The sequence below is a fragment of the Kribbella sp. NPDC104218 genome, assembly GCF_055584105.1.
Window position 1 is genome coordinate 731,620 of the sequence record NZ_JBVJMQ010000001.1, and the last position, 23,467, is coordinate 755,086.

22 protein-coding genes are annotated in these 23,467 nt (G+C 69.6%); 11 read left to right on the forward strand and 11 right to left on the reverse strand.

The window, feature by feature from the left end:
• Window positions 1-75 precede the first annotated feature (75 nt).
• Complete coding sequence (locus ACZ6ZD_RS03380) at window positions 76-450, reverse strand: Rid family hydrolase (RefSeq protein WP_465667905.1); 375 nt, start codon at window positions 448-450, stop codon at window positions 76-78.
• A gap of 112 nt (window positions 451-562) precedes the next feature.
• Here ACZ6ZD_RS03380 and ACZ6ZD_RS03385 point away from each other — a divergent pair, with 112 nt between their 5' ends.
• Window positions 563-1,432, forward strand: a complete 870-nt coding sequence (locus ACZ6ZD_RS03385; RefSeq protein ID WP_465667907.1) for a GlxA family transcriptional regulator — start codon at window positions 563-565, stop codon at window positions 1,430-1,432.
• A 7-nt stretch (window positions 1,433-1,439) separates the two neighbouring features.
• On the opposite strand, the gene ACZ6ZD_RS03390 is transcribed toward ACZ6ZD_RS03385, so the two are convergent.
• Genes ACZ6ZD_RS03390 through ACZ6ZD_RS03400 form a run of 3 tightly spaced genes read right to left on the reverse strand, consistent with a single transcriptional unit; the run spans window position 1,440 to window position 3,157 of the window.
• The gene (locus ACZ6ZD_RS03390) at window positions 1,440-1,775 is read right to left on the reverse strand and encodes an MmcQ/YjbR family DNA-binding protein (protein ID WP_465667909.1); all 336 of its coding nucleotides are present in this window, start codon (window positions 1,773-1,775) and stop codon (window positions 1,440-1,442) included.
• A 33-nt stretch (window positions 1,776-1,808) separates the two neighbouring features.
• The gene (locus tag ACZ6ZD_RS03395; protein WP_465667911.1) at window positions 1,809-2,660 is read right to left on the reverse strand and encodes a PASTA domain-containing protein; all 852 of its coding nucleotides are present in this window, start codon (window positions 2,658-2,660) and stop codon (window positions 1,809-1,811) included.
• Window positions 2,657-3,157: a SigE family RNA polymerase sigma factor gene (locus tag ACZ6ZD_RS03400; RefSeq protein ID WP_465667913.1), complete on the reverse strand. Its 501-nt coding sequence runs from the start codon at window positions 3,155-3,157 to the stop codon at window positions 2,657-2,659. Before ACZ6ZD_RS03400 ends, ACZ6ZD_RS03395 begins: the two co-directional genes overlap by 4 nt.
• Window positions 3,158-3,302: 145 nt before the next feature.
• Between ACZ6ZD_RS03400 and ACZ6ZD_RS03405 the strand changes: the two genes are divergently transcribed.
• Together ACZ6ZD_RS03405 and ACZ6ZD_RS03410 are read left to right on the forward strand one after the other, a co-directional pair.
• Window positions 3,303-3,638 carry a PspC domain-containing protein gene (locus ACZ6ZD_RS03405; protein ID WP_465667915.1) on the forward strand — a complete coding sequence of 112 codons (336 nt, stop codon included), beginning with the start codon at window positions 3,303-3,305 and terminating at the stop codon, window positions 3,636-3,638.
• A gap of 69 nt (window positions 3,639-3,707) precedes the next feature.
• Complete coding sequence (locus ACZ6ZD_RS03410) at window positions 3,708-4,967, forward strand: M48 family metalloprotease (RefSeq protein WP_465667917.1); 1,260 nt, start codon at window positions 3,708-3,710, stop codon at window positions 4,965-4,967.
• Here the strand turns inward: ACZ6ZD_RS03410 and ACZ6ZD_RS03415 are convergent.
• Window positions 4,964-5,929, reverse strand: a complete 966-nt coding sequence (locus ACZ6ZD_RS03415) for a glycerophosphodiester phosphodiesterase family protein (RefSeq protein WP_465667919.1) — start codon at window positions 5,927-5,929, stop codon at window positions 4,964-4,966. The two genes, ACZ6ZD_RS03410 and ACZ6ZD_RS03415, sit on opposite strands and share 4 nt — an antisense overlap.
• A gap of 130 nt (window positions 5,930-6,059) precedes the next feature.
• Between ACZ6ZD_RS03415 and ACZ6ZD_RS03420 the strand changes: the two genes are divergently transcribed.
• Genes ACZ6ZD_RS03420 through ACZ6ZD_RS03430 form a run of 3 tightly spaced genes read left to right on the forward strand, consistent with a single transcriptional unit; the run spans window position 6,060 to window position 10,679 of the window.
• Window positions 6,060-7,169 (forward strand): DUF418 domain-containing protein, encoded by a 1,110-nt coding sequence (locus tag ACZ6ZD_RS03420; RefSeq protein WP_465667921.1) that lies wholly within the window; start codon window positions 6,060-6,062, stop codon window positions 7,167-7,169.
• A 43-nt stretch (window positions 7,170-7,212) separates the two neighbouring features.
• Window positions 7,213-8,946, forward strand: a complete 1,734-nt coding sequence (locus ACZ6ZD_RS03425) for an ABC transporter ATP-binding protein (protein WP_465667923.1) — start codon at window positions 7,213-7,215, stop codon at window positions 8,944-8,946.
• On the forward strand, window positions 8,943-10,679 hold the full coding sequence (locus ACZ6ZD_RS03430; RefSeq protein ID WP_465667925.1) for an ABC transporter ATP-binding protein: 1,737 nt from the start codon (window positions 8,943-8,945) through the stop codon (window positions 10,677-10,679). Before ACZ6ZD_RS03425 ends, ACZ6ZD_RS03430 begins: the two co-directional genes overlap by 4 nt.
• Here the strand turns inward: ACZ6ZD_RS03430 and ACZ6ZD_RS03435 are convergent.
• Window positions 10,676-11,218: an rRNA adenine N-6-methyltransferase family protein gene (locus tag ACZ6ZD_RS03435; protein ID WP_465667927.1), complete on the reverse strand. Its 543-nt coding sequence runs from the start codon at window positions 11,216-11,218 to the stop codon at window positions 10,676-10,678. The genes ACZ6ZD_RS03430 and ACZ6ZD_RS03435 overlap by 4 nt on opposite strands.
• A 61-nt stretch (window positions 11,219-11,279) precedes the next feature.
• Window positions 11,280-12,473 (reverse strand): CapA family protein, encoded by a 1,194-nt coding sequence (locus ACZ6ZD_RS03440; RefSeq protein WP_465667929.1) that lies wholly within the window; start codon window positions 12,471-12,473, stop codon window positions 11,280-11,282.
• Between the two features lie 150 nt (window positions 12,474-12,623).
• On the opposite strand from ACZ6ZD_RS03440, the gene map reads away from it, so the two are divergent.
• Window positions 12,624-13,391: a type I methionyl aminopeptidase gene (map, locus tag ACZ6ZD_RS03445; RefSeq protein WP_465667931.1), complete on the forward strand. Its 768-nt coding sequence runs from the start codon at window positions 12,624-12,626 to the stop codon at window positions 13,389-13,391.
• On the opposite strand, the gene ACZ6ZD_RS03450 is transcribed toward map, so the two are convergent.
• The gene (locus ACZ6ZD_RS03450) at window positions 13,388-14,392 is read right to left on the reverse strand and encodes an Rv2578c family radical SAM protein (protein WP_465667933.1); all 1,005 of its coding nucleotides are present in this window, start codon (window positions 14,390-14,392) and stop codon (window positions 13,388-13,390) included. The two genes, map and ACZ6ZD_RS03450, sit on opposite strands and share 4 nt — an antisense overlap.
• Before the next feature lie 37 nt (window positions 14,393-14,429).
• Complete coding sequence (locus tag ACZ6ZD_RS03455; RefSeq protein ID WP_465667935.1) at window positions 14,430-15,263, reverse strand: NmrA family NAD(P)-binding protein; 834 nt, start codon at window positions 15,261-15,263, stop codon at window positions 14,430-14,432.
• A gap of 76 nt (window positions 15,264-15,339) precedes the next feature.
• Here ACZ6ZD_RS03455 and ACZ6ZD_RS03460 point away from each other — a divergent pair, with 76 nt between their 5' ends.
• From ACZ6ZD_RS03460 to ACZ6ZD_RS03470, 3 genes are read left to right on the forward strand one after another with little or no spacing between them, the layout of a single operon-like run.
• Window positions 15,340-16,122: a TetR/AcrR family transcriptional regulator gene (locus ACZ6ZD_RS03460; RefSeq protein ID WP_465667937.1), complete on the forward strand. Its 783-nt coding sequence runs from the start codon at window positions 15,340-15,342 to the stop codon at window positions 16,120-16,122.
• A gap of 27 nt (window positions 16,123-16,149) precedes the next feature.
• On the forward strand, window positions 16,150-17,919 hold the full coding sequence (locus tag ACZ6ZD_RS03465) for an HSP90 family protein (protein WP_465667939.1): 1,770 nt from the start codon (window positions 16,150-16,152) through the stop codon (window positions 17,917-17,919).
• Entirely contained in the window at window positions 17,916-20,558 is a 2,643-nt protein-coding gene (locus ACZ6ZD_RS03470) for a tetratricopeptide repeat protein (protein WP_465667941.1), read from the forward strand. The genes ACZ6ZD_RS03465 and ACZ6ZD_RS03470 overlap by 4 nt, the downstream gene beginning before the upstream one ends.
• 20 nt (window positions 20,559-20,578) lie before the next feature.
• Here the strand turns inward: ACZ6ZD_RS03470 and guaA are convergent, their stop codons facing one another.
• Both guaA and ACZ6ZD_RS03480 read right to left on the reverse strand, forming a co-directional pair.
• Window positions 20,579-22,129: a glutamine-hydrolyzing GMP synthase gene (gene guaA / locus ACZ6ZD_RS03475; RefSeq protein WP_465667943.1), complete on the reverse strand. Its 1,551-nt coding sequence runs from the start codon at window positions 22,127-22,129 to the stop codon at window positions 20,579-20,581.
• 42 nt (window positions 22,130-22,171) lie between these two features.
• Entirely contained in the window at window positions 22,172-23,053 is an 882-nt protein-coding gene (locus ACZ6ZD_RS03480; protein WP_465667945.1) for a hypothetical protein, read from the reverse strand.
• A 155-nt stretch (window positions 23,054-23,208) separates the two neighbouring features.
• Here ACZ6ZD_RS03480 and ACZ6ZD_RS03485 point away from each other — a divergent pair, with 155 nt between their 5' ends.
• Window positions 23,209-23,466, forward strand: a complete 258-nt coding sequence (locus ACZ6ZD_RS03485) for a hypothetical protein (protein ID WP_465667947.1) — start codon at window positions 23,209-23,211, stop codon at window positions 23,464-23,466.
• The last annotated feature ends 1 nt before the right edge of the window (window position 23,467 follow it).

Below are 23,467 nucleotides of genomic sequence, written 5' to 3' on the forward strand. Positions count from 1 at the left end.
TCTCGCCCTAGGAGTGCTAACCAAGTATTAGCACTCGCCCCAACCGAGTGCAAGCCGACCACCGCCGTCCAGCGCTCAGACGCGGGCCGTGAACGCGATCTCGATCAGCAGCTCCGGAAAGGCCAGCCGGGTGGTTCCGACGATCGTGCTCGCCACCTGCGGGTCCTCCCGCCCGTACGCCGCCTTCCGCACCGGCCCGGCGTACGGGAACGCCTCGTCCATGTCGCGGACGTAGAGCGTCTCCTCGACCACGTTCGCCAGCGAGGCGCCGTACCGCTGCAGCAGCTCCTCGGCGTTGGCGTACGCCTGCCGCATCTGCGCCTCGACCCCCTCGAGGATCTCGGTCCCCCGGTTCCCGACCTGGCCGGACAGATAGATGGTGTCGCCCGACCTGATCGCCTGGACGTAGCCGTAGTCGCGCTCCCACGGCAGCCCGAAGTTCTCGATCACGTGCACTCCTTTGGAAAGAACGATTTTCAACTAACCTAGGGAGGGCGGACAGGTCGCGGCCACCGGTCGCAGTGCCAGGAACCGCCGGATTCGTGCCTGCGGAGGAGCTGCCGTGCCGGAGCTGGAGGTGGCGCTGCTGAAGGTGCCGCGAGCCATCACGCTGGATCTGGCGCTGGCGGAGCATGTGTTCGGCAAGCACCCCGGCTACCGCGTGGCCGAGCACACCGACCCCGCAGCGGCGGCCGCCGCGGATCTGATCGTCGTGCCGGGGTACGACGACCCCGAGCTGCCGCTGCCCGCGCCGTACCTGGAGCTGCTCCGCGACACCGAGGCGCGGCTGGTCGGCATCTGTACCGGCACCTTCGCCCTGGCCGCGGCCGGCGTCCTGGACGGACGGGAGGCGACCACGCACTGGCACTACGTCGACGAGCTGCGCCGCCAGTTCCCGCAGGTGACCGTGCTGGACAACAGGCTGTTCGTCGAGGACGGCAAGGTCCTCACCTCCAGCGGCGGTGGTGCGGGGATCGACGCCGGTCTGCACGTCATCCGCACCGACTTCGGCGCCGCTGCGGCCGACGAGGTCGGCAAGTGGGTCGTCGCCGCCCCTGAGCGCGGCGCCGAACACCCCCAGTACGCCGACGCGCGGACGCCGTCCAGAGCGGACCTGGCCGCGACTCGGGCCTGGGTCCTCGACCATCTGGCCGAACCGATCACCATCGAGCTGCTGGCCACCCAGGCCGCGCTGTCCCGGCGTACGTTCATCCGGCACTTCGAACACGAGACCGGACTGCCACCGATGCGCTGGGTGGTCGCACAGCGCATCCGGAAGGCGCGCAGCCTGCTGGAAACCTCCGACTGGACTGTTGACCGCATCGCGGCCGCCACTGGCTTCGGCAGCGCCACCACCTTCCGGGAAGCGTTCCGGCGCGAGCTGGGCACCTCCCCCAGCACCTACCGCAAGACGGTCGGCGCTCCGAGCTGACGCCGAGTCAGTCGGCCAGCTGGGCGATCAGGTACTTCGGCGCGGTCAGTCGCCAGGCCTCGGTCAGCAGCTCGGCCACCTCGCGCTCGTCAGCCAGCGCCAGCGTCACATCCACCCAGGCGAACCGGCCGCTCTCCCAGGACGGCGCGTAGACCTCCGGGCTCTCCGCGATGAGCGCCTCCTGCTCCTCGCGGAAGGCTTTGACGATCAGCCGCGTCTCGTCCCCCGACAGGTACGCGAAGCCCTTCTTACGCACCTTGAACGCGGGCTGCCCGGCCCAGCCCTCGTGCTCCTCGGCTCCGGGCAGCCCCCGCACCAGCTTGTGCACCACCTGCGCGTCCATACCCCCGACGCTAGCGGCGCCCACCGACACTTCTCAGCCGACGACTGTCACCGTCACCGGCGTCCCGGGCGCGACAACCGTTCCTGCTGCCGGAGACACCGCGAGCACCGCACCGATCGGGTAGCCCTCCTTCTTGGCCGTCCGAACCTCCGGCTGCAGCCCGAGCTGCCGGAGCTCGTTCTGGTAGACCTCCGCGGGCTTCTTGTCCATGTCGAGCGTCTGGAAGCCCGGTACGCCGACCTGATCCGGCACGACGCGGATCTGCGCCAGGATGCGGTCGACCTCTGCCGCATTCGTGGAGGACTCCGCCCGGAACCACGCCTTCAGTGACGGGATCAGAACCGAGCCGGAGCAGACCGTCCCGGGATTGGTGGCCACGCAGGTCGTCTTCTCCCGCTGCGCCGCGACGCCGTCGATCTCGAACGACTCGGTGGCCTTGAAGTCGAGCCGCGGGGTCGGTGCGATTTCCACGCTCTCTACTCCGGGCCGGCGGGGGATCGCGCACATGGGTTGCGCTCCGGGGTCGACCACGACGGTGTCGGCGTCCGGCGTCCCACAGCGCAGTTTGTTGGTCCCCCAGGTCTTGGGCACCGCCACTGCGGCGTTTCCAACGCCGACCAGCCGCATACCGGCCGGCACGGGCGCAGCAGCCGGAGGCGGTCCAGCGACTGGCGGCTGGTCCACGGGCTTGGCACTCGGGCCCAGCAGAGTCGATCCGCCGATCACGGCGAGTACCGCGACCGCTGTGCCACCTACGGACCACAGAGCGGCCCGACGACGCCGTCGGCGGCCGGCGCCGGTCCGCATGGCGGCGACTGGCGGCGGGTTGACCGGAGTGCGGTCGGCAGCGCGTTCAAGGAGCTCGGACAGCTTTTGCTCGTTCATCGGGTTTCTCGCTGTTCTGCCAGGTTCGGGTCCAGGGCCAGGGCTTTCACGGCCCTGGAGAGCCGGCTCTTCACAGTGCCGGCAGCGACGCCCAGGACGGACGCCATCTGCTGCTCGCTGAGGTGTGCGTAGTACCGCAGTACGACGGCTGTTCGTTGCTCAACGGGCAGTTGGGCCAGTGCGCGCTGCAACAGGTCGGCGTCATCGACTCCGGCCGTTTCATCGGCATCGGCGTACTCAGGCAGGAACTCCGACGGTTTCTCGCCGTGCCAGCGGCGACGGCGTGAGGTGATGAGGCTGTTGACGAGCATGCGGTGCACGTAGGCGTCCCGATCCTCCGCCGTCCGCACGCGGTTCCACTTCAGCAGGCAGCGCTCCAGCACTGTCTGCACCAGATCCTCGGCTTCCGCGTGCGAGCACCCCAGGAGTACCGCGGAGCGCACCAGGATCGGCCAGCGCGCCGCCACGTACTCGGTGAAGTCGTCTTCCCCGCTCATTCCGCACCCCTCTGTCGGCGTCCCTCACGGTAAAGACAAGCTGGGCCACGGCCGGGGTTCCACACAAAGTCGTAGGGGTCGGATCAGGGGTGTCTCGGTACCGATCCCGATGTGGCGGCGGCCCCCGACCAGCGAGAGTTGACTCATGACGAACTCCAACGCACCGTTCTCGAACCTGTCCGGCAAGTCGCTGCGCCGCTCGACCTCGCAGCGCATGCTCTCCGGCGTCTCCGGCGGTTTCGCCGAGTACCTGAACATCGACGTCACCCTGGTCCGCCTCGGCATCGTCGGCCTGACCATCATCACCGGCGGCACCGCCATCCTCGGTTACGCGATCGCCTGGATCGTCATGCCCGAGGGCGACGGCAAGGCCGTCTGGCAGAACGTCCAGCACTCGGTCAACAACAACCAGTCCCAGACCCCCGAGGGCGACATCGCCGCCCGCATCTACGACGACGCCCCCAAGCCGCCGGCCGCATGATCCGGGGCGCCCGCCCAGCGGCGGGGTGAGAAGTACCCACCCCGCCGCCCGCACTGTCACACTGCTCCCGTGAGCAGCACCGACGAACTCGCCACCTGCCCGGACTGCGGCCAGCGGATCCGCGTCAACCGGCGCTACGTGACCTGGTGCGACAAGTGCGAGTGGAACGTCGACCCGACCCCAGAGGTCGATCTGACGCCCGCCTGGCGCCGCAAGCTCGAACAACGGCTCGCCGACTCGCTCTACCGCGAACTCGAGCACGGCTCCCTGAAGCGTCCGGGCTGGGACGCCGCCCGGGTAGCGGCCAGCCTGCTGGCCACAGCGATCCTGCTGCTCCCGCTGGTCGCCGTTGCGGCCGGAGTCGCGCTCCTGGTCTTCTACCGCCCCCTCTGGCTCAGCGTGCCCTTGGCCGCGCTGGCCTTCCTCACAGCTCTCACGTTCCGCCCACGAGCCGCAGACCTCCCCGACGACACCGTCCTGATCCATCGCGACCAGGCCCCCACACTCTTCGGTCTCCTCGACGAGATCGCCGCCGCCGTCGGTACCCGATCAGCTGCGGCCGTAGCGGTCACCTACGAGCCGAACCTCGCCTACACCCAGGTCGGCTGGCGCTTCCGGCCGGTCATCATCCTCGGCCTCCCGCTCTGGGCCGGCCACGGCCCGCAGGACCGGGTCGCGCTGCTGGCCCACGAGTTCGGGCACGGACGCCACGGCGACCAGGCCAGCGGTTGGCTGATCGCCAACGCCTACAACGTGCTGTCCGGACTGGACGAGACGTTCCGGGACGGCTACCTCGACGGCGTCCGCCGGGAAGAGGGCGTCGAGGACATCAGCGGAGCCACACTGGTCGGCCGGATGGTGAATGCGACCGTGGGCGTGCTGGTGCGAGGCGTGGCCGCTGCGTTGACTCGGCTGACGCTGCGCAGCGGCCAGCGCGCGGAGTACCTCGCGGACCGAAAGGCTGGTGAGATCGCCGGGTCGGAGGCGGCTGCGCACGCGTTGGAGCGGCTGGTGCTGGCTGACCTTTCGTTCGACGCCATGGCGCACGCGCTGCGGTTCCCCACCGAAGTGAGCCCGCTGGACGCCGTCCGGCGGGCAGTTACCGAGCTACCGGCTCGGGAGCTCGACCGTCGACTCCGCGTCAGCCGGCTCCGCGATGTACGGACGGACGCGACGCACCCGCCGACGTACCTGCGGGCCAGACTGCTGCGTGCTAGGCCGGCTACCTCGGCCCGCGTAGCTCTGGGCACGGACCGGTCGCGTGCTGTCGACCGGGAGCTTGCAGCGCCCACTGCCGACGTACTGCGGGCTTTGAAGGGTGAGCTTTAGCCGGGGAGGGACGCCGCCTTCAGAGTGGCGGCGGCCAGGTCGGGGTGGTCGGTGAAGACCGCGGAGATGCCTAGGCGAGCGAAGCGGGTCAGCTCGGCGCGGAAGTCGGTGGCGGTGGGGAGGAAGCGGCGTTCGGCGCGGAATGTCCAGAGCTGGATGCTGAGGCCGGCGCGGTGGGCTTGGTCGACCAGACGGGTCGGCTCGCCGAGGGCGCCGGTGGGGGTGCGTGGGATGACCAGGTCTTTGTGGGGCGCCAGAGCTTGGGCGTACGTCGCGATGTCGCGGAGACCGGCCGGTTCGACGAGGTCGGCGAAGGTACGGCGGTCGCCGAGCCGTAGTAGGTCGCTGGGGGCGCTCTCGGTGTCGATGAGCTGCACCAACGGCACCCTCGTCATCACAGCGAGGCGCCGCAGGCTGGTGGGCTCGAAGGACTGGACCATGATCTCCGTCGGGCGCAGCCGGAGGGCGAGGATGCGCTCGGTGAGCAGCTCCTCCAGCGGGAGGCCGAGCCGCCGGAAGTAGGCCGGATGCTTGATCTCGGGGATCACCCCGATCGGACGGCCCAGCCGCAGGGACTCCTGCCGGGCCAGCGCTACCACGTCGTCGAAGGTGGGGATCGCCTCGAGACCGTCGTACGCCGTGTTGGCCGACCGGAGCGCGGGCATCCGCTCGCGGGCGCGCAGCATGCGCAGCTCGGCGTAGGTGAAGTCCTCGACGAACCAGCCGGTGACGGCCTCGCCGTCGACCACCTTGGTGATCCGCCGGTCGGCGAACACCGGGCGGTCCGCGACGTCCGTCGTCCCGGAGATCTCGTTCTCGTGGCGGCAGACCAGGACGCCGTCGAGAGTGGCGACCAGGTCGGGCTCGAGGTAGTCGGCCCCCTGGGCCGCAGCCAGGCGGTAGGCCGCCGGCGTGTGTTCCGGTCGGTACCCGCTCGCTCCCCGATGCGCGATCACCAGCATGGTTCCAGGACAGGCGGCGGACATGGCCCGGCGGGAACTCGTTGCCCAACGCAAGGTGAAGGTCTTTTGATGCGCAAGGAGAGACCGAAGTAGTACCCACTGTCACCGGCGAGCGCCTACTGTCTGACGCATGACGGAGCGCGCCGGAACCCCGCCGACCACCGGTCCGACCGCCACTTCGGCACGGGCGCTCGGCCCCGATCTGGCCCGCGGAATTCTGCTGCTGTTCATCGCACTGGCCAACAGCCACGGCCTCCTGCACCCCGAGGGGGTGCGGACCATCCGCGCGATGCCGATCGCCACTGCGCTACCGGACCGGATCGTCGCGTTCATCGACACCACACTGATCGACGGACGCTCGTACACGATGTTCGCCGCGCTCTTCGGCTACGGCATGGTCCAGATCGCCCGCCGGCAGTCCGGCGACTGGAAGAGCACCCGGAAGCTGCTGCGCCGCCGCGCCTGGTGGCTGCTGCTCCTCGGCATCCTGCACGGGACGCTGCTGTACTACGGCGACATCCTGGCCGCCTACGGACTCATCGCCCTGCTGTTCATCTCGTTCGTCCGCTTCGACGACAAATGGGTGCTGTACGCCGCCGCAGTGATGGTGTTCGTCGGCTCCGGCGTTTACGGCATCCTGTCGACGCCAATCGACCCCAACACCGACGGCCGCGGGCCTTGGTACACCATCGCGATCAGTGCGCCGATTCTGATGCTCACTGCGGCCGGTCCGTTCCTCTTCGGGGTCTGGGCCGCCCGGCGACGCCTCTTCGAGGACGCCGAACAGCACCGCACCACGCTGCGCCGCATGGTCGCCATCGGCATCCCGCTGTCGTTCCTCGGCGGCATCCCACTCGCTCTGTACACCTCCGGCCTGCTGCACGCCACGGACACCAACGTCCTCCCGGCCGGGGCCCTCCACGCGCTGACCGGCTACGCGGGCGGTCCGGCGTACGCCGCACTCATAGCGCTCTGGTCGCTGCGAGTACGCCGGACTCCGATGGTGACTGCCCTCCAGGCGACCGGGCAGCGCTCGCTGACCTTCTACCTGACCCAGTCCGTCGTCTGGGCGATCGTCTTCACACTGCTCGATCTCGGCGGCTCGATGACGCTCTGGCAGGCAGCGCTGCTGGCCGTCGGCTGCTGGGCACTCACCGTGGTTCTGGCCGACTGGATGCGTCGCCGCGGGTTGCGAGGGCCGTTCGAGGTACTGCTCCGGCGGCTGACGTATAGGGAGTAATTCGCATGCGCCACGCCGGTGCGCCGACCTAGCCTGAACAGATATGAAGCAGCTGCCACTCGCCGATCCCGGCGTCCCCGATGACCGCTCGCCGACCCGCTACCTGTTGTGGGTCGCGCGCGGGCAGGCGCGTACCCTCGCGGGCGGGATGACGTTCGGCATCTTGTGGATGACAGCTCAGGCGTTCATCCCGGCCATCCTCGGTCTGGCGATCGACCAGGGTGTCGCGGCACGCGACGGCGACAAGCTGCTGCAGTGGACCGGCGTGCTCTTCGCGGTCGGAGTCCTGCAGGCGTTCGCCGGCATCATGCGACACCGGTTCGCGGTGACCAACTGGCTGACCGCGGCGTACCGCACGGTCCAGGTCGTCACGCGCAAGACGGCCGAGCTCGGCGCCACGCTGCCGAAGCAGCTGGCGACCGGTGAGGTGGTCAGCGTCGGCGCGAGCGACCTGGCCTACATCGGCACGTTGATGGAGGTGTCCGCCCGCGCAGCCGGTGCGGTGGTGGCGTTCGGCGTCGTCGCGGCGATTCTGCTGTCGTCGTCGACTGCGCTCGGTCTGGTCGTGCTGATCGGCGTACCGGTGATGTTGTTCGCCCTCGGCCCGATGCTGCGGCCGCTGCACCGGCGGCAGTTCGCGCAGCGCGAGGCGGTCGGCGAGCTGAACTCGCTGGGCTCGGACATCGTCGCCGGGCTCCGGGTGCTCCGCGGCATCGGCGGTGAGGAGTCGTTCTCGCGCCGCTACCGCAGCGAGTCACAACGCGTCCGGTTCGCCGGTGTCGGCGTAGCGCGGATTCAGTCCGTGCTGGACGCCGCACAGGTCCTGCTGCCGGGCATCTTCGTAGTGCTGGTCGTCGGGCTCGGTGCGCACTTCGCGCTCCGCGGTGACCTCAGCGAGGGCTCGCTGGTCGCCTTCTACGGGTACGCGACGTTCCTGGTGCTACCGCTGCGGACGGTGACCGATTTCGCGAACCAGCTGATGCGCGGGCTGGTCGCCGGGCGCCGGGTCATCCGGGTGCTCTCGCTGCGCTCCGACATCGTCGACCCTGCCCAGCCCGTGCAACTGCCTGCACAGGGCGACCTGGTCGACCCGGTCTCCGGCGTCCGGGCGCGGGACGGTCTGCTGACCGCGATCGTCATTGCCGAGCCGGACGCGTACGGCGCGCTGGCCGACCGCCTCGGCCGGTACGACGACACCAGCGAGGTCCGGTACGGCGGCGTCACGCTGGCAAGCGCGACCCGGGCCGACGTCCGCGGGCGGATCCTGGTCAGCGACACCGGCTCTCAGCTGTTCACGGGCAACCTGCGCACCGAGCTGGACCCGGAGGGGCGCTGGACGGACGAAGAGGTGCTCGCAGCGATCCGAACGGCGTCAGCGGACGACGTACTGGTCGCGCTGGCCGACGGCCTCGATTCTGAGGTCGAGGAGAAGGGCCGATCGTTCTCGGGCGGCCAGCGGCAGCGGCTGGTGCTGGTCCGGGCCTTGCTCGCCGATCCGTCCGTGCTGGTCCTGGTCGAGCCCACCTCAGCTGTCGACGCACACACCGAGGCGCGCATCGCCGACCGGCTGCAGGAGCACCGGTCCGGCCGGACAACCGTCGTACTGACCGGCAGCCCACTGCTGCTGGACCGGGTCGACGAAGTGCAGTTCATGGTCGCCGGGCGAGTGGTCGCGAGCGGCCGACACCGCGACCTCCTGGCGAGCGAACCGCGCTACCGCCGGACAGTGACCCGGCAGACCGAAGACGAAGAGCTGACGGAAGGAGCACGTCGATGAAGCAGATCCTGCCCGTGGCGGGCTCCGCCGAGGTCCGCAAGCATGCGCGCCGTCTGGTCCGTCGGCACCCGCGAGCGCTGGCCATCGCCCTGGCCCTGCACGCGGTCGCGGCGGTGACCGGGCTGGCTGCTCCGCGCCTGATCGGCGACCTGGTCGAGGACGTGCAGCACGGGACGACGGCCGGCGCGGTCAACCGGGTGATCCTGCTGATCGCGGCGTTCGTCGTCATCCAGTCGCTGCTGACGCGCTGGGCGCGGTACCGATCGTTCGCCCTGGGCGAGGAGGTCCTGGCCGAGCTGCGCGAGGACTTCGTCGACAACGCGCTGGCGCTACCGATCGGCACGGTCGAACGGGCCGGCACGGGCGACCTGTTGTCGCGGACGTCGCGGGACGTCGACACGCTGTCGCGCACTGTTCGGTTCGCAGTCCCGGAGACGATCATCGCCTGTGTCACCGTGCTGTTCGCAGTGACCGCGACAGTGCTGGTCGGCGTCTGGGTGCTCGTGCCGTTGGTTGCGATGGTGCCAGTGCTCTGGCTGAGCACCCGCTGGTACCTGCGGCGCGCGAAAGACGGCTACCTGCGGGAGAACGCGGCGTACGCCCAGATGACCAGCTCACTGGCCGAAACCGTCGAGGGCGCGCGCACTGTCGAGGCGCTGCGCCGGTACGACGCCCGCGTCCGCCGGACCGACGTCGACATCCGCGGCTCCTACCTCGCCGAGCGGTACACACTCGGTCTGCGGACAGTGTGGTTCCCGATGGTCGAGATCGGCTATCTCGTCCCAGTGGTCGGCACGCTGCTGTTCGGCGGCTTCCTGCACATCAACGGCCAGGTATCCCTCGGTGCGGTGACCGCTGGTGTTCTGTACGTCAACCAGCTGATCGACCCGGTCGACCGGCTGCTGCAGTGGATCGACGAACTGCAGTCCGGCAGCGCCGCCTTCGCGCGGCTGCTGGGTATCAGCGACGTACCGGACGACCGGACGCCGTCCGGCCGCACACCAGATGGCGAGCTGGTCGAGGCGCGGGACGTTCGGTTCTCGTACGTCGACGGCCGGGACGTGCTCCACGGTGTCGAGTTGGCTGTCCAGCCGGGTGAGCGGATCGCGATGGTCGGCCCATCCGGTGCCGGTAAGTCGACGCTGGGCCGTTTGGTCGCGGGCATCCACCCGCCCCGGACAGGCTCGGTCACCGTCGGCGGTGTCGGGATGACCGAGCTACCGCTGGACGAGCTGCGCAAGCAGGTCGCCCTGGTCACCCAGGAACACCACGTCTTCGTGGGCACATTGCGCGACAACCTGTCGATGGCACGCCCGTCAGCAACCGACACCGAACTGCTTGACGCGCTGACAGCCGTGGACGCTCGCGAGTGGGCCGAAGCGCTACCGGACGGCCTCGACACCCGAGTCGGCTCCGGCCAGACCGCACTGACGCCGGCACAGGCCCAACAGCTCGCTCTGGCCCGTCTGGTGCTCGCTGACCCGCACACCCTCGTCCTGGACGAGGCGACGTCACTGATCGACCCGCGCGCTGCGCGCCACCTGGAGCGCTCGCTCGCTGCCGTACTCGAGGGGCGGACCGTCATCGCGATCGCCCACCGCCTCTACACCGCCCACGACGCCGACCGGGTGGCCGTCGTCGAAGACGGTCGCATCAGCGAGCTGGGCAGTCACGACGAGCTGGTCGCCCGGAACGGCTCCTATGCAGCACTCTGGAACTCCTGGCACGGCTAAACCCTCCGGAGGACCAGGACCGCGGAGTCGACATGCGGCGGTGGGGTAAACGCCTTACGGGGAAGGCGAAGCCCCACCGTCGGCCGATACGCACGCAACCAGCGGTTGGCACCAGGCGCTTCACCACGCACGTAGCGATTCACCACCTGCCGCTGCAACACCAGGTCCGCCGAGACCAGGCGTGAGCCTGGTGCCAGCAGCAGCTTCAGCAACGCCGTGGAGACGTTGTACGGCGGGCTCGACACGACGCGAAACGGCCGCGTCGGCAGGCGGAGCGCACTGGCGTCAGCACGAACCACGGTCACCGGAGCGTCGGCGAACCGCCGCTGCAGCCGTTCGACACGACCCGGATGTAGCTCGACCGCAATCACGCGCGCACCAGCGCGAACCAACGGCGCCGTCAACGCACCGTGACCAGCGCCCACATCGAGCACGAGCTCACCGGGACGAACCCCGGCGGCATCAACAACTCGCTGGGCCCACCGGCTATCGAGTGGGTGCCATCCCCAGGCACCCCGCGCCTGCCCGGAGCCGGGCACGACGCACCATCACAAAGTTCGTAAACATGGCGCCGACCCTAGACCGCCGGACTCCAGGACCTCAAAGGATTTTCGGCGTCGCGCCCATCGACAGGACAGTCTCGGTGGTCCGCCGTTCCGCGAGCCGCAGCCGGGCGGCCTTCGCCCCAGCCACACCGTCACGGGCGAGCTCGCGCCGGACGTCGAGGATGCGGACCGGCAGCACATCCGTCATCAGCAGCGGCGCATACTCCGCCTGGGTCGTCGTCCACTTGTCCCCGGTGCGCTGGAAGGTGAAGCGGGTCAGCAAACCCTCGGCGCGGGTGCTGGCCGGCTGCCGATGCGCGGCGACCAGATTGCCGTGTCCGTAGGCGACCCACTTGCCGTTGTGTTGCTCCATCGGCTGGACGACGTGCGCGTGGTGACCGACGATCAGATCGATGTTGCTGTCAGCAAGGAGTTCCGGCGCGAGGTCACGTTGCTGCTCGTTGATCCGCGGCGAGTACTCCGTCCCCCAGTGACAGCTGACCACGACGATCTCGGCGCCGCGATCGCGCGCCTCCTTGGCCATCCGGGTCATGGCCGCCACGTCGAGCTTGCCCGCCCGCCAGGTCTGGCCCTTCGGGTACGGCAGACCGTTGAACCCGAACGTGTAGGAGAGTGAGGCAACCTTCACGCCACGGACGTCAATGATCGTGGGCGTCTCCGCCTCCTTGCGATCGCGAGCCATCCCGGAGGTCTTGAGCCCGGCGCGCTCGAGCGTCGCGAGGGTGCGATCCACGCCGGCCGCGCCGGAGTCGAAACTGTGGTTACTGGCCGTGGTGCAGAGGTCGTACCCGGTCTGCTTGAGCGCGGTCGCGATCTGCGGCGGCCCCTGGAAGAGCGGGTAGCCGCGGTACGGCCCGCCGAGCGGAGCCAGTGGCGTCTCGACGTGCGCGATGGCCAGATCGGCCTTCTCGACCAGCGGTTTCACACTCGCCAGCAGCGGCGCGAAGTCCCACTTGCCACCGGCGCCGTCGCGGCGCGCCGTTGTCCAGAGCCGCTCGTGCAGCAGAACGTCGCCAGTAGCAACAATCGTCAGCCGGTCCGGCCGATCCCCGGACGGCTGCCCGTCCGACGGTCCGCCGCTCGACGGCTGCTGCCCAGGCGGGCCGGCCGAACCGCCGTCCGTCGGCGGATCAACCGGGCGGACGCCGGCGTCCGCACAACCGCCGACGACGGACGCACCGGCCCCGGCCAGCAGCGCGCCGAGCACGGCGCGTCGTCTCATCGTCATCATCGCTCCCCAGGCTGTCGATTCGTTCGCCCACCAAGACGACGCGACGCGCGGCCGAGTTGGCTCGGTGACACGATCGTGTCCTTATGACCGCAAACGGCCAGCTACCGTGAGCGGGTACAGCTGTCCCTGAGGGTTGAGGAATGACGAATGGTCGAGCTGAAGTCGGCGACGGAGATCGAGCAGATGCGCGCGGCCGGACGGGTCGTCGCGACCGCGCTCGCCGCGGTGCGGAAACAGGCCGCGGTCGGCGTCTCGCTGCTCGAGCTCGACGAGACCGCCCGCGACGTGCTGCGCTCGGCCGGCGCGGTGTCGACGTTCGACGGTTATCAGCCAGGTTTCGCGGGGACTCCCTTCGTCGGTGTGATCTGCACCTCGGTGAATGACGCCGTCCTGCACGGCCTGCCCTCGGACTACCGGCTGGCCGACGGCGACCTGTTGAACGTCGACTGCGGCGCCTCACTCGACGGCTGGTGCGGCGACTCCGCGATCAGCTTCTGCATCGGCACCCCACGCCCCGAGGATCTGGAGCTGATCGCGACCACCGAGCGCGCGCTCGCCGCCGGGATCGCCGCGGCGCTCCCCGGTAACCGCCTCGGTGACGTCGGCGCGGCGATCGGGCGGATCGGCACGGCCGCCGGGCTCGGCACCAACCTCGACTTCGGCGGTCACGGGATCGGCCGCCGGATGCACGAGGAACCGCACATCGCGAACAACGGCCGCCCCGGCCGCGGCTTCAAACTCCAGCCCGGGCAGACGTTCGCGATCGAGCCCTGGTTCTGGACCGGGCCGGGCTCCACCTACGTCATCGACCCCGACGGCTGGACCCTTCGCTCCGCCGACCGGACGCGCGGCGCCCACGCCGAGCACACCGTCGCGATCACCGCCGACGGCCCGCAGATCCTCACGCTGGTCTAGAACAAGGCCTCCTGCGCCGGAGGCGCCTGTCTCTCCCGCACGACCGCGCGATGGTAAGCAGGACGGGCGAACCCGTGTTTGGTGAGCAACGGGCGAACCTTCTGCTCGAAGGCCTTCCGGAAGCTCGGAGCGGCGTACGCCCCGTGGGCGTAGAGGGATTCGTACCGCGCGACCAGCTCGGGATGATCATGGGCCAGCCAAGCCATGAACCACTCCCGGACCCCTGGTCGGAGATGCAGCACCAGCGGAGTCACCCCGGTCGCACCGGCAGCGGCCAACTCACCGAGCAGCTGATCCAGCTGATCAGCGGAGTCCGTCAGCCAGGGCAGCACCGGCGCGACCATCACGCCACACGGCAGCCCAGCCGCCCGCACCGCGCGAATCAGCTCCAACCGGCCACGCACCGACGGCACACCGGGCTCCAGTCGCCGGCGCAGCTCGTCGTCCCCGAGCGCCAGCGAGACCGCGATCCCGACTGGTACGTCGACAGCCGACAACTGCTCCAGATCACGCCGCAACAGCGTCCCCTTGGTCAGGATCGAGAACGGCGTCCCCGAACCGGCCAGCGCCGCGATGATCCCCGGCATCAGCGCATACCGCCCCTCGGCCCGCTGATACGGGTCGGTATTGGTGCCCAAGGCAACCTGTTCCCGTTGCCACGACGGCCGCGCCAGCTCCCGCCGCAGCACCTCGGCGACATTCGTCTTGACGACGATCTGCCGGTCGAAGTCGAGCCCCTGGTCGAGCTCGAGATACGTGTGCGTCGGCCGGGCGAAGCAGTACCGGCAGGCGTGACTGCAGCCGCGGTACGGGTTGACCGTCCACCCGAACGGCAACCCGCCCCCGGGCACCGAGTTCAGCGCGGAGCGCGCCAGCACCTCATGGAACGTGACCCCGCGGAACTCCGGCGTCGTCACCGACCGGACCAGCCCCGCGATCGACTGCAGCCCGGGCAACGCCCCGGCCACCTCCGCGTCGATTCGCTGCCCAGCCCACCTCATGTCGCATAGTCGAACACATGTTCGACTCGAACTCAAATCAGCCGAAGGCCGCGGCGTTCCGGACCGCCCATTCCGCGTACGTCGTGGCCGGCCGGCCCGTCAGCTCGGCGACCGTCGGCTCCGGCGTCATCGGATACTCGGCCATCATCCGGAAACCGTCCAGCAGCCACTGCGCCGTCTCCAACCCGATCACCGGCGCCAGCTGATCGAGGTACTCCTGCGGAGTCTGCTCCTCGAACTTCACCGGCCGGCCGATCGCGGCCGCGATCTGCTCGACCTCCTGCGGCTGAGTCAGCGCCTCCGGGCCGCTCATCACCAGCTTCTGACCGGCGAAGCCGTCACTCAGCAGCACCACCCGCGCGACCGCGGCAATGTCCACGAGGTCGATCGGGGTCTGCACCGCATCGGCGTACGGCGCCCGCACGACCCCTTCGGCCTGGATCGACGGCGCCCAGTCCAGCGTGTTGTTCATGAACTGCCCCGGCCGCAGGAAGGTCCACTCGAAACCGGCCTCCTCGATCGCCCGCTCCACCCGGTAGTAGTGCCAGGTCGACGGATCGCCCTGCGCCTCGTAGTCCGCAGGCTCGCCGGACAGCACCACTACGCGGCGCACGCCCGCCTCCCGCGCGCACCGGACGAAGTCGTCGACGTACGCCGGCAGCGGCGCCAGATAGACCGTTTCGATACCGGCCAGCGCCGCCGGCAGCGTCCCGGGTCGACCGAGGTAGCCGTGCGCGACCTCGACGCCAGCAGTTAGCGCCGCCCGCTTCGGATGGTTCGTGAGCGCCCGGACCGGCGCCCCGGCAGCCACCAGCTCGTCGACCAGCAACCGCCCGACACTCGCGGTCGCTCCCGTCACCAGGATCGTCATTCGTCGTTCCCCTCCAGCCTCGGCATCAATTCTCGTAGGGTATACGAGAATTGATTTCAGCGCCTATGGTTGCCCTGTGACGGTCAGGCGCAGCTCAGCGGGGCAACCCGATCGCTCTCTCGCCCTGCTGTGGCGCAAGCAGCATCCGCTGCCCCCGAAGGCGAAGGGCCGCCGCGCCTCCCTGGACGTCGACGAGGTGGTCGCCACCGCCATCCAGCTGGCCGATAGCGAGGGTCTGGCCGCCGCCTCCATGGGCGGCGTCGCCAAGGTGCTCGGAGTCGGCACGATGACGCTCTACACCTACGTGCCGTCGAAGGACGAGCTCCTCGACCTGATGGTCGACCAGGTGCTCGGCGAGCGCGCGCTGCCCGGCCCAGGCGACGACCGTCCGGCCGACTGGCGCGCTCAGGTCACGCTGTACTCCGACGAGACCCGTGCGATGTTCCGGCGGCACCCCTGGCTCTCCCAGGTCTCACCGATCCGGCCGCCGGTCGGTCCGGGCATGCTGGCCGCTTTCGAGTACCTACTGGCGGTCATGAGCGCGCTGCCACTCGGCCCGCGCGACATCAACATCGCAACGGAGTCAGTCGCGGCGTACGTCGAGGCCGGGGCCAGTCTGGCGGCGGAGAGCGCGCTGATCGAGCGCAGTACCGGTCAGAGCCATGACTCCTGGTGGACCGACCGCTCCGAGCTGTGGGAAACCTACTTCGACGTCGAGCGGCACCCTGCCATGACGGCGATCTGGAACGGCGGCGGCTTCGACTCCGGACCGGCAGACGTCGCGCTGGAGTCCTATCTGTACGGCCTGGAGCGGCTTCTGGACGGTATCGAAGCCAAGGCGGGACCAGCCATGACATAGGTTGGCGGCGACACGAGGGGGTAAGGGGTGAGCGAGAACTTCCAGGTCGATCTACAGGGGATCGTCGACCTGCTGAGCAACCACCTGTACAGCAGCCCGCGCGTATACCTGCGAGAGCTGCTGCAGAACGCCGTCGACGCGATCACCGCGCGTCAGGCCTCCGAACCGGACGCCCCGCGGCGGATCGACGTCCGGACCGCCGAGAACGAGCTGAGCATCGCCGACACCGGTATCGGCCTGCTGCCGGACCAGGTCCGTGAGCTGCTCGCCACGATCGGCCGCAGCTCCAAGCGCGACGAGATCGGGTTCGCCCGGTCGGAGTTCCTCGGCCAGTTCGGTATCGGCCTGCTATCCGCGTTCATGGTCGCCGACGAGATCGAGGTCGTCACCCAGCCGGCAGGCGGTCCTGCCACCCGCTGGATCGGTACTGCGGACGGTCGCTACACGATCGCCGACACAGCCGACCGCTCCGAGCCCGGCACGACGGTGACGCTCAAGGCCCGGCGCGGCGCCGAGCAGTGGTACAAACGCGCCACTGTGGTCGAGCTGATCCGGTTGTTCGGCGCACTGCTGCCGCTGGAGATCCGTGTCGACGGCGAACAGGTGACCGACGGCAAGGCCCCCTGGGAGAACACGGGCGCCCTGCAGCGCGCCGAGCTGGTCGGCTACGCGCAGGACAAACTCGGCTTCACCCCGTTCGACGTCATCCACCTGAACAACCCGGCCGCTGGTCTGACCGGGGTCGCATTCGTGCTGCCGTTCGCGGCCAACCCGGCGGAGCGGGCCACCCACCGGGTGTACCTGAAGCGGATGCTGCTGGCCGAGCACGTCGAAGGCCTCCTGCCGGACTGGGCGTTCTTCGTCCGTGCGGTCATCGACACCGCCGAGCTGCGTCCGACTGCGAGCCGGGAGGCGCTGTTCGACGACGGCACGCTCGAAGCCACGCGGGAGGCGTTGGGCGAGCAGCTCCGTGGCTGGCTCGTCCGGCTCGGCAACACCGACCCCGCCAAGCTGGACCGGTTCCTCGGCATCCACCAGCTCGGTGTGAAGGCCCTGGCGCTGCACGACGACGAGATGCTGCAACTGGTGCACCGCTGGCTGCGCTTCGAGACAAACCACGGCCGCATGACCACAGCGGAACTGCAGCAGCGCAGCGATCGTATTCGGTACGTGACAACGGTAGAGGAGTTCCGTCAGCTCGCAGCGGTTGCCGCTGCGCAGCAGATCACCGTTGTGAACGGCGGCTACACCTACGACAGTGAGCTGCTCGCACGGCTGCCGGAGGTCGTGCCGGAGCTGGTGACCAGCCGATTCGACCCGTCTGAGCTCAGCACGAGCTTCGACAGTCTCGACCCGGCGTCCGAGCTGCGGCTGCGGCCGTTCGTCCAGGTCGCCCAAGACGCGCTGGACTCCGTTGGCTGTGAGGTCGTCCTCCGCGCATTCGAGCCGGCCCAACTGCCGGCGCTGTACCTGGTCGACCGGTCCGCCCAGTTCGCCGGCGAGCTGCGGGCGACCAAAGACCGAGCGGACGCGCTGTGGGCTGAGGTGCTCGGCGCCCTGGACACGCACGATGACAGCCGGCCGCAGCTCGTCCTGAACTACCGCAGTCCGCTCGTCCGCCGGATGGCGTCGCTCGACGACCCTGAGCTCACCCGGCTCGCGGTCGAAGGCTTGTACGGCCACGCACTGATGCTCGGCTACCACCCGATCACCCCGGCCGACTCGGCCCTGGTGAACCGCTCCTTCCTCGGCCTGCTCGACCAGGCTGTGCCCACCACGGAGGAACCGACCGTATGAACCCGGAACTGATCGACCTGCTGCAGCGCGCCGAGGGTGCGCCGTACGGCAAAGTCCGGTCGGCCCTGCTCGAGGACGTCGTCCGCCGGGCGGATGCGGCGAGCGAGCCGGAGCTGGCGTTCTACAGCCGGCTCCAGCTCGTCACGGCGTACGTGATGGGCGGTGAGCCGCGGAAGTCCCTGGTGCCGTTCGCCCGTTGCGTCGCCGACTGGGACGCCGAGCCGGACCGGTACCGCGACCACTCGCATGCCTTCCACTGGTGCTACAAGTACGCACCCAGCACCCTCGCCAAGTTCCCTGAGGTGCCGCTGGACCGTGCCTACGCCGTTCTGGACGACATGGAGCAGCGGTGGCGCCTCAGCGGCCACAGCATGCACGCAGTGCACCAGCACCGCTGGCTGGTCGCGCATCACATCGGTGACTCGGCCACAGCCGCAGAGCAGTTCCGGCTGTGGTCGGTCGCGCCGCGCGATGACCTCTCGGACTGCATCGGCTGCGACCCGACGTCCAAGGTGCGCCACCTGACCACAGTCGGGCAGACGGCGGACGCTGTCGCGCTGGCCACGACAGTGCTCGACGGGCAGCTCACTTGCGCGGAGCAGCCGCAGCAGATGCTGACGGCGCTGCTGCCCGCATACGTTGCCGAAGGCATGTACGCCGAGGCTGTCGATGCGCACCGCAAGGGCTACCGGCTGCTGCGCGCCCGCGTCGGCGAGCTGAGCGAGCACGCGGACCACGTCACCTTTCTGGCCCGGACAGGTAACGAGCTCAAGGCCGTGGAGCTGATCGAGCGCCACGCGGCCGAGCTGGCCGACCCGCCGTCGCCCTGGGCCGAGATGAGCTTCGCCGCCGCCGCTGCGAACGCGCTCGGCCGCGTGGACAGCGACCTGGCGATCCGGCAGCCGCAGGCTGCGCCCGTACCGGCTGCGGCCTTGGCCGAGCAGCTGACCGCGCGAGCGCTGGAGCTCGCCGCGCAGTTCGACGCCCGGAACGGTACGACGTACCGCAGCGAGCAGATCCAGGCAGTGCTGGCCGCTGAGCCCTGGGTGGACTACCTGCCGCTGTCCGAGACCGCCCGGCGCGCACAGCTGCGCCAGCAGTCTCAGGCCGATCAGCAGACCACCCCTGAGCTCCCGGTCGACACCACACCGGTGTCAGGCCGCGGCTGGCTCGACCGCGCCGAGGAGGCCTGGGTGCGCTTCGCGCCGGAGACGGCAGCCGAAGCCTGGCAGGCGTTCGAGCGTGAAGTGCCGGAAAGCGAGTGGACGCCGTTCGACCGGGCCCGGGTGCTGGACGGGCGCGGTCTGCTCAGTAGCGACGGGCCGGAGCAGGTAGCCCGGTGGGGCGAGGCGCTGGAGCTGTACTCCGAGCTCGGCGAAGACATCCGCGTCCTGCGGGCACGGGCGCGGATCGGCCGGTCGCTGGTGGAGCGTGGCGAGGGCGATCAGGGCTTGGCCATTGCCGAAGAGCCGCTGCGGCAGCTAGCGGAAACAGACGACCCCGAGCGCCGCGCAGGCTGGCGGGACTCGCTGGCCATCATCTACATGCACTTGGAGCGCGGGGACGACGCCGTCCGCGAGCTGCAAGCGTTCGGCACCGACCTGAGCCCGAACAGCGCAATGCTGCTCTGCAACCTGCTGATGCAGACCGACCGGCTCGATGAGGCCGAAGCGGCAGCGGACATCGCCGTGACCAGCAAGATCGACCCGCAGCGGATGTTCGCCTACTACCTGCGTGGCCGGCTCCGCATCGCGAGCGACCGGCCCGCCGATGCAGTGGACGACCTGATCGAGTCGATCGCCATCGCCTCGACGCTGCCCGACATGGAGGTCCACCGGGTCGGAGCGCAGATGCTGCTCGCGCAGGCCTACCTATTCAGCGGCCGGCCGCTGGAGGCCGCTGAGAACGCCGAGGAGATCCTGCCGACCGTCGCCGATGACCCACAGGCCCTCGGCGAGGTCCGCGGCATACTGCTCGACGCCTACCGGATGCTGGGCGAGCGCGAAGCCGCTCTGGCCAAGATCCGCGAGCTGCTGGCCGACATCCCCGAGGACATCGAGCCGGCCCGGCTGGCCTCGATCCGGCAGGAAGAGGGCATTCTGCTCGAGCAGCTCGACCGTGACGACGAGGCGGTCGACGTCTTCCTGGCCGCGGCGCAGCTGTTCGCCGACGCCGGTGAGCCCATCCAGCTCACGCAGGCCGTGCGGCTGGCGGCGCAGTCCGCGCGCTACGTCGGGGACCACGACCGGGCCACCGCGCTGATCGAGTCCGCGCAGGAGGTCCTTCAGCAGCTGCCCGCAGACAACGGCGACGTGCTCTTCCAGTCAGCCGGCACCTACTGGGACCTGGCGCTGATCGCACTGCAGCAAGGCAAGACCCCGACTGCGGTCGAGCACGCCGACGAGGCGGCCGACCTGTACGAGCAGGGCGGCCACGAGGAGCAGTACCTGAACGCGCAGCTCTTGCTCGCTGAGCACGGCACCGAAGACGAGAAAGCCCTGGAGGAGCTCTTCGGCGAGCTGCCCCAGGGCACTGACCTCTGGTTCCGTACCGGCTATCTGTTGGTCGACCGGCTCCGCGCCGTCAGCCGCGCTGACGACGCCAACGCCCTGGAGGCTCGCCTCAACAGCGCCAACTGACGCAAGCCGAGCCCCCGGGGTCACTCCCACTCGATGGTGCCCGGGGGCTTGCTGGTGATGTCGACGGTGACGCGGTTGATCTCGTCGACCTCGTTGGTGATCCGAGTGGAGATGCGCTCCAGGACGTCGTACGGCAGGCGCGCCCAGTCCGCCGTCATGGCGTCCTCGCTGGTCACCGGGCGCAGGACGACCGGGTGGCCGTAGGTGCGGCCGTCGCCCTGGACGCCGACCGAACGGACATCGGCCAGCAGAACGACCGGGAACTGCCAGATCTCCCGGTCCAGACCGGCGGCGGTCAGCTCGGTGCGAGCGATCAGGTCGGCCTGCCGCAGGATGTCGAGCCGCTCCCGGGTCACCTCGCCGATGATGCGGATGCTCAGCCCCGGGCCGGGGAACGGGTGCCGGTAGACGAGTGACTCGGGCAGGCCGAGCGCGATGCCCAGCTCCCGCACCTCGTCCTTGAACAGCGTGCGCAGCGGCTCGATCAGCGAGAACTGCAGGTCGTCCGGCAGACCGCCGACGTTGTGGTGCGACTTGATGTTCGACGCGCCCGCGCCGCCGCCGGACTCGACGACGTCCGGGTAGAGGGTGCCCTGGACGAGGAACTCGATGTGCCGCTCGGCGTCCAGCTTGCGCGCGGTGGCCTCGAAGGTGCGGATGAACTCACGGCCGACGATCTTCCGCTTCTGCTCCGGGTCCGTGACGCCGGCCAGGGCGCCGAGGAACTGGTCCTCCGCGTCCACGACCTCCAGCCGCGTCCCGGTGACGGCGACGAAGTCCTTCTCGATCTGGTCGGACTCACCGGCCCGCTGCAGACCGTGGTCGACGTACACACAGGTCAGCTGGTCGCCGATGGCCCGGCTGACCAGCGCGGCGGCGACTGCGGAGTCCACACCACCGGACAGCGCGCACAGCACCTGCTTGTCGCCGACCTGCTGCCGGATGAGCTCGACCTGCTCGTCGACGACGTTCGTCGTGGTCCAGTCGCCCTTGCAGCCGGCGATGTCGTAGAGGAAGTGCTCCAGCACGGCCTGACCGGCCTGCGAGTGCAGCACCTCCGGGTGCCACTGCACGCCGGCCAACCGGCGCTCGACGTCCTCGAACGCCGCCACCGGCGCGCCCTCGGTCGTGGCCAGCACGGCGAAGCCGGCGGGCGCCGCATGCACAGCGTCACCGTGCGACATCCAGACGTTCAGATCCGCGGGGACGCCGGACAGCAGTGTGCCCGGCTCGCTCACGGTGACCGGAGTCCGGCCGAACTCACGCAGACCGGTCTTGCGGACCTCGCCGCCGAGCGTCTGCGCCATCGCCTGGAAGCCGTAGCAGATGCCGAACGTCGAGACGCCGGCGTCGAACAGCGCGGAGTCGATCCGCGGTGCGCCCTCGGCGTACACCGACTGCGGGCCGCCGGACAGGATGATCGCCTTCGGCTGCCTGGCCAGCATCTCCTCGACCGGCATCGAGTGCGGCACGATCTCGGAGTACACCTTCGCCTCGCGCACCCGCCGCGCGATCAGCTGCGCGTACTGCGCGCCGAAGTCAACGACCAGGACCAACTCATGCTCAGTCACGCCCAAAGGGTATCGGTGCAGGTCAGCGGGGCTGTAATCAGCTCAGTTCGGCGCTTTCTGCTCCACGTTGTGCTCTACCAGCGTCGCCGTGTACTTCGGCCCGCGGCGCGGGATCGTCGCCTGCGCCAGCTCACCGGCCGGGCAGGCGTTCTCGGTGCGGTCGACGCTGCCGTCAGGCCACTGGATCAGGACGTACGCGCAGTAGCCGTCGGCCAGGTGGTCGGTCCAGGAGAGGCGCAGCTCCCGGACGCAGTCCTCCAGTTTGGCTGTGCCCATCGGGGCGGCCAGTGAGTTGTAGGCGGTCGCGAAGCGCTCCGCGCACCCGTCGCCGTCCGGCTTCGACAGGTCCGGCTGCCCGATCAAGACCTTCACTTCGAGTGGATCGTCGGCCACGGCCACCACCCTGAAGCGCTGCGTGGCGACGACGATGAGCGCACCGACCAGCACCGCCACCGGGAGGAGCACCCAGAACCGACGAGACCGGCGAGCGGGCCGTACCGGCTCCTCGGCAACGTCCATGGGCTCCGCAACCGGCTCCTCGGAGCTGTCCGGCTCGTCCATTGACGAAACCGGCAGACCGCCCGTCACTGCGATGCCGTTGCGCCAGGTGAGCCAGCTGTAGACCTGGCGGCGCACCTCCTCCGGGCTGTCGCCCCGGAAGCGCAGACAAGCAGTCACATAGGCCGCGACGAAGTCGGCCTTCGGCAGCACCTCCGGCCGCTTGTGGTTGGCGAACTCCGACAGCGTCGCCGGGCTCAGCTTCAAACCGGTCGGCGCGAGTTTGCCGATCAGGACGGCGGCCTTCGGGTTCCCGACGTCGATCCGCAGCTCGTGCAGCCGGCTCCGGAACTCCCGGACCAGCTCGGCTGTGGACCGGAAGTCACTGTTCGGCGGCTCACCCGGGCCCCGGCCGTGGTCGTCCATCGCACTCTCTCCATCTGCTGTTTCCGCTGGTCAGGACGGGTTTCGGCGGATCGTTCGGCGGCTGTTCGGCCGAACGGTTGCGGCCGAATCGCCGCCCTGATTCTCTCACCGTGCGTAACCAACCACTCAGGTTCCGGAGAGAGGAGATCGAGAGTATGTCGGTCCAGGAGGTCAAGGCCGCAATCGCCAAGGCGAACACCGAATCGTCGGCCGGCGCGGCCGCGCTGAGCAGTTCGAGCGCCAAGCTCGACGAGGCGCTGACGATGCTGAATCGGGCCGCGGAGGGGACTGGCCACGAGCTGATCGGCCAGGCGCAGACCGCGCTCCGGGCGGCCAAGGCGAGTATCGAGGACGCCCGGAAAGCAATCGGGCGGTCGCAGGAGTCCGCGTCGACGTACTCGCGGTCGATCTGAC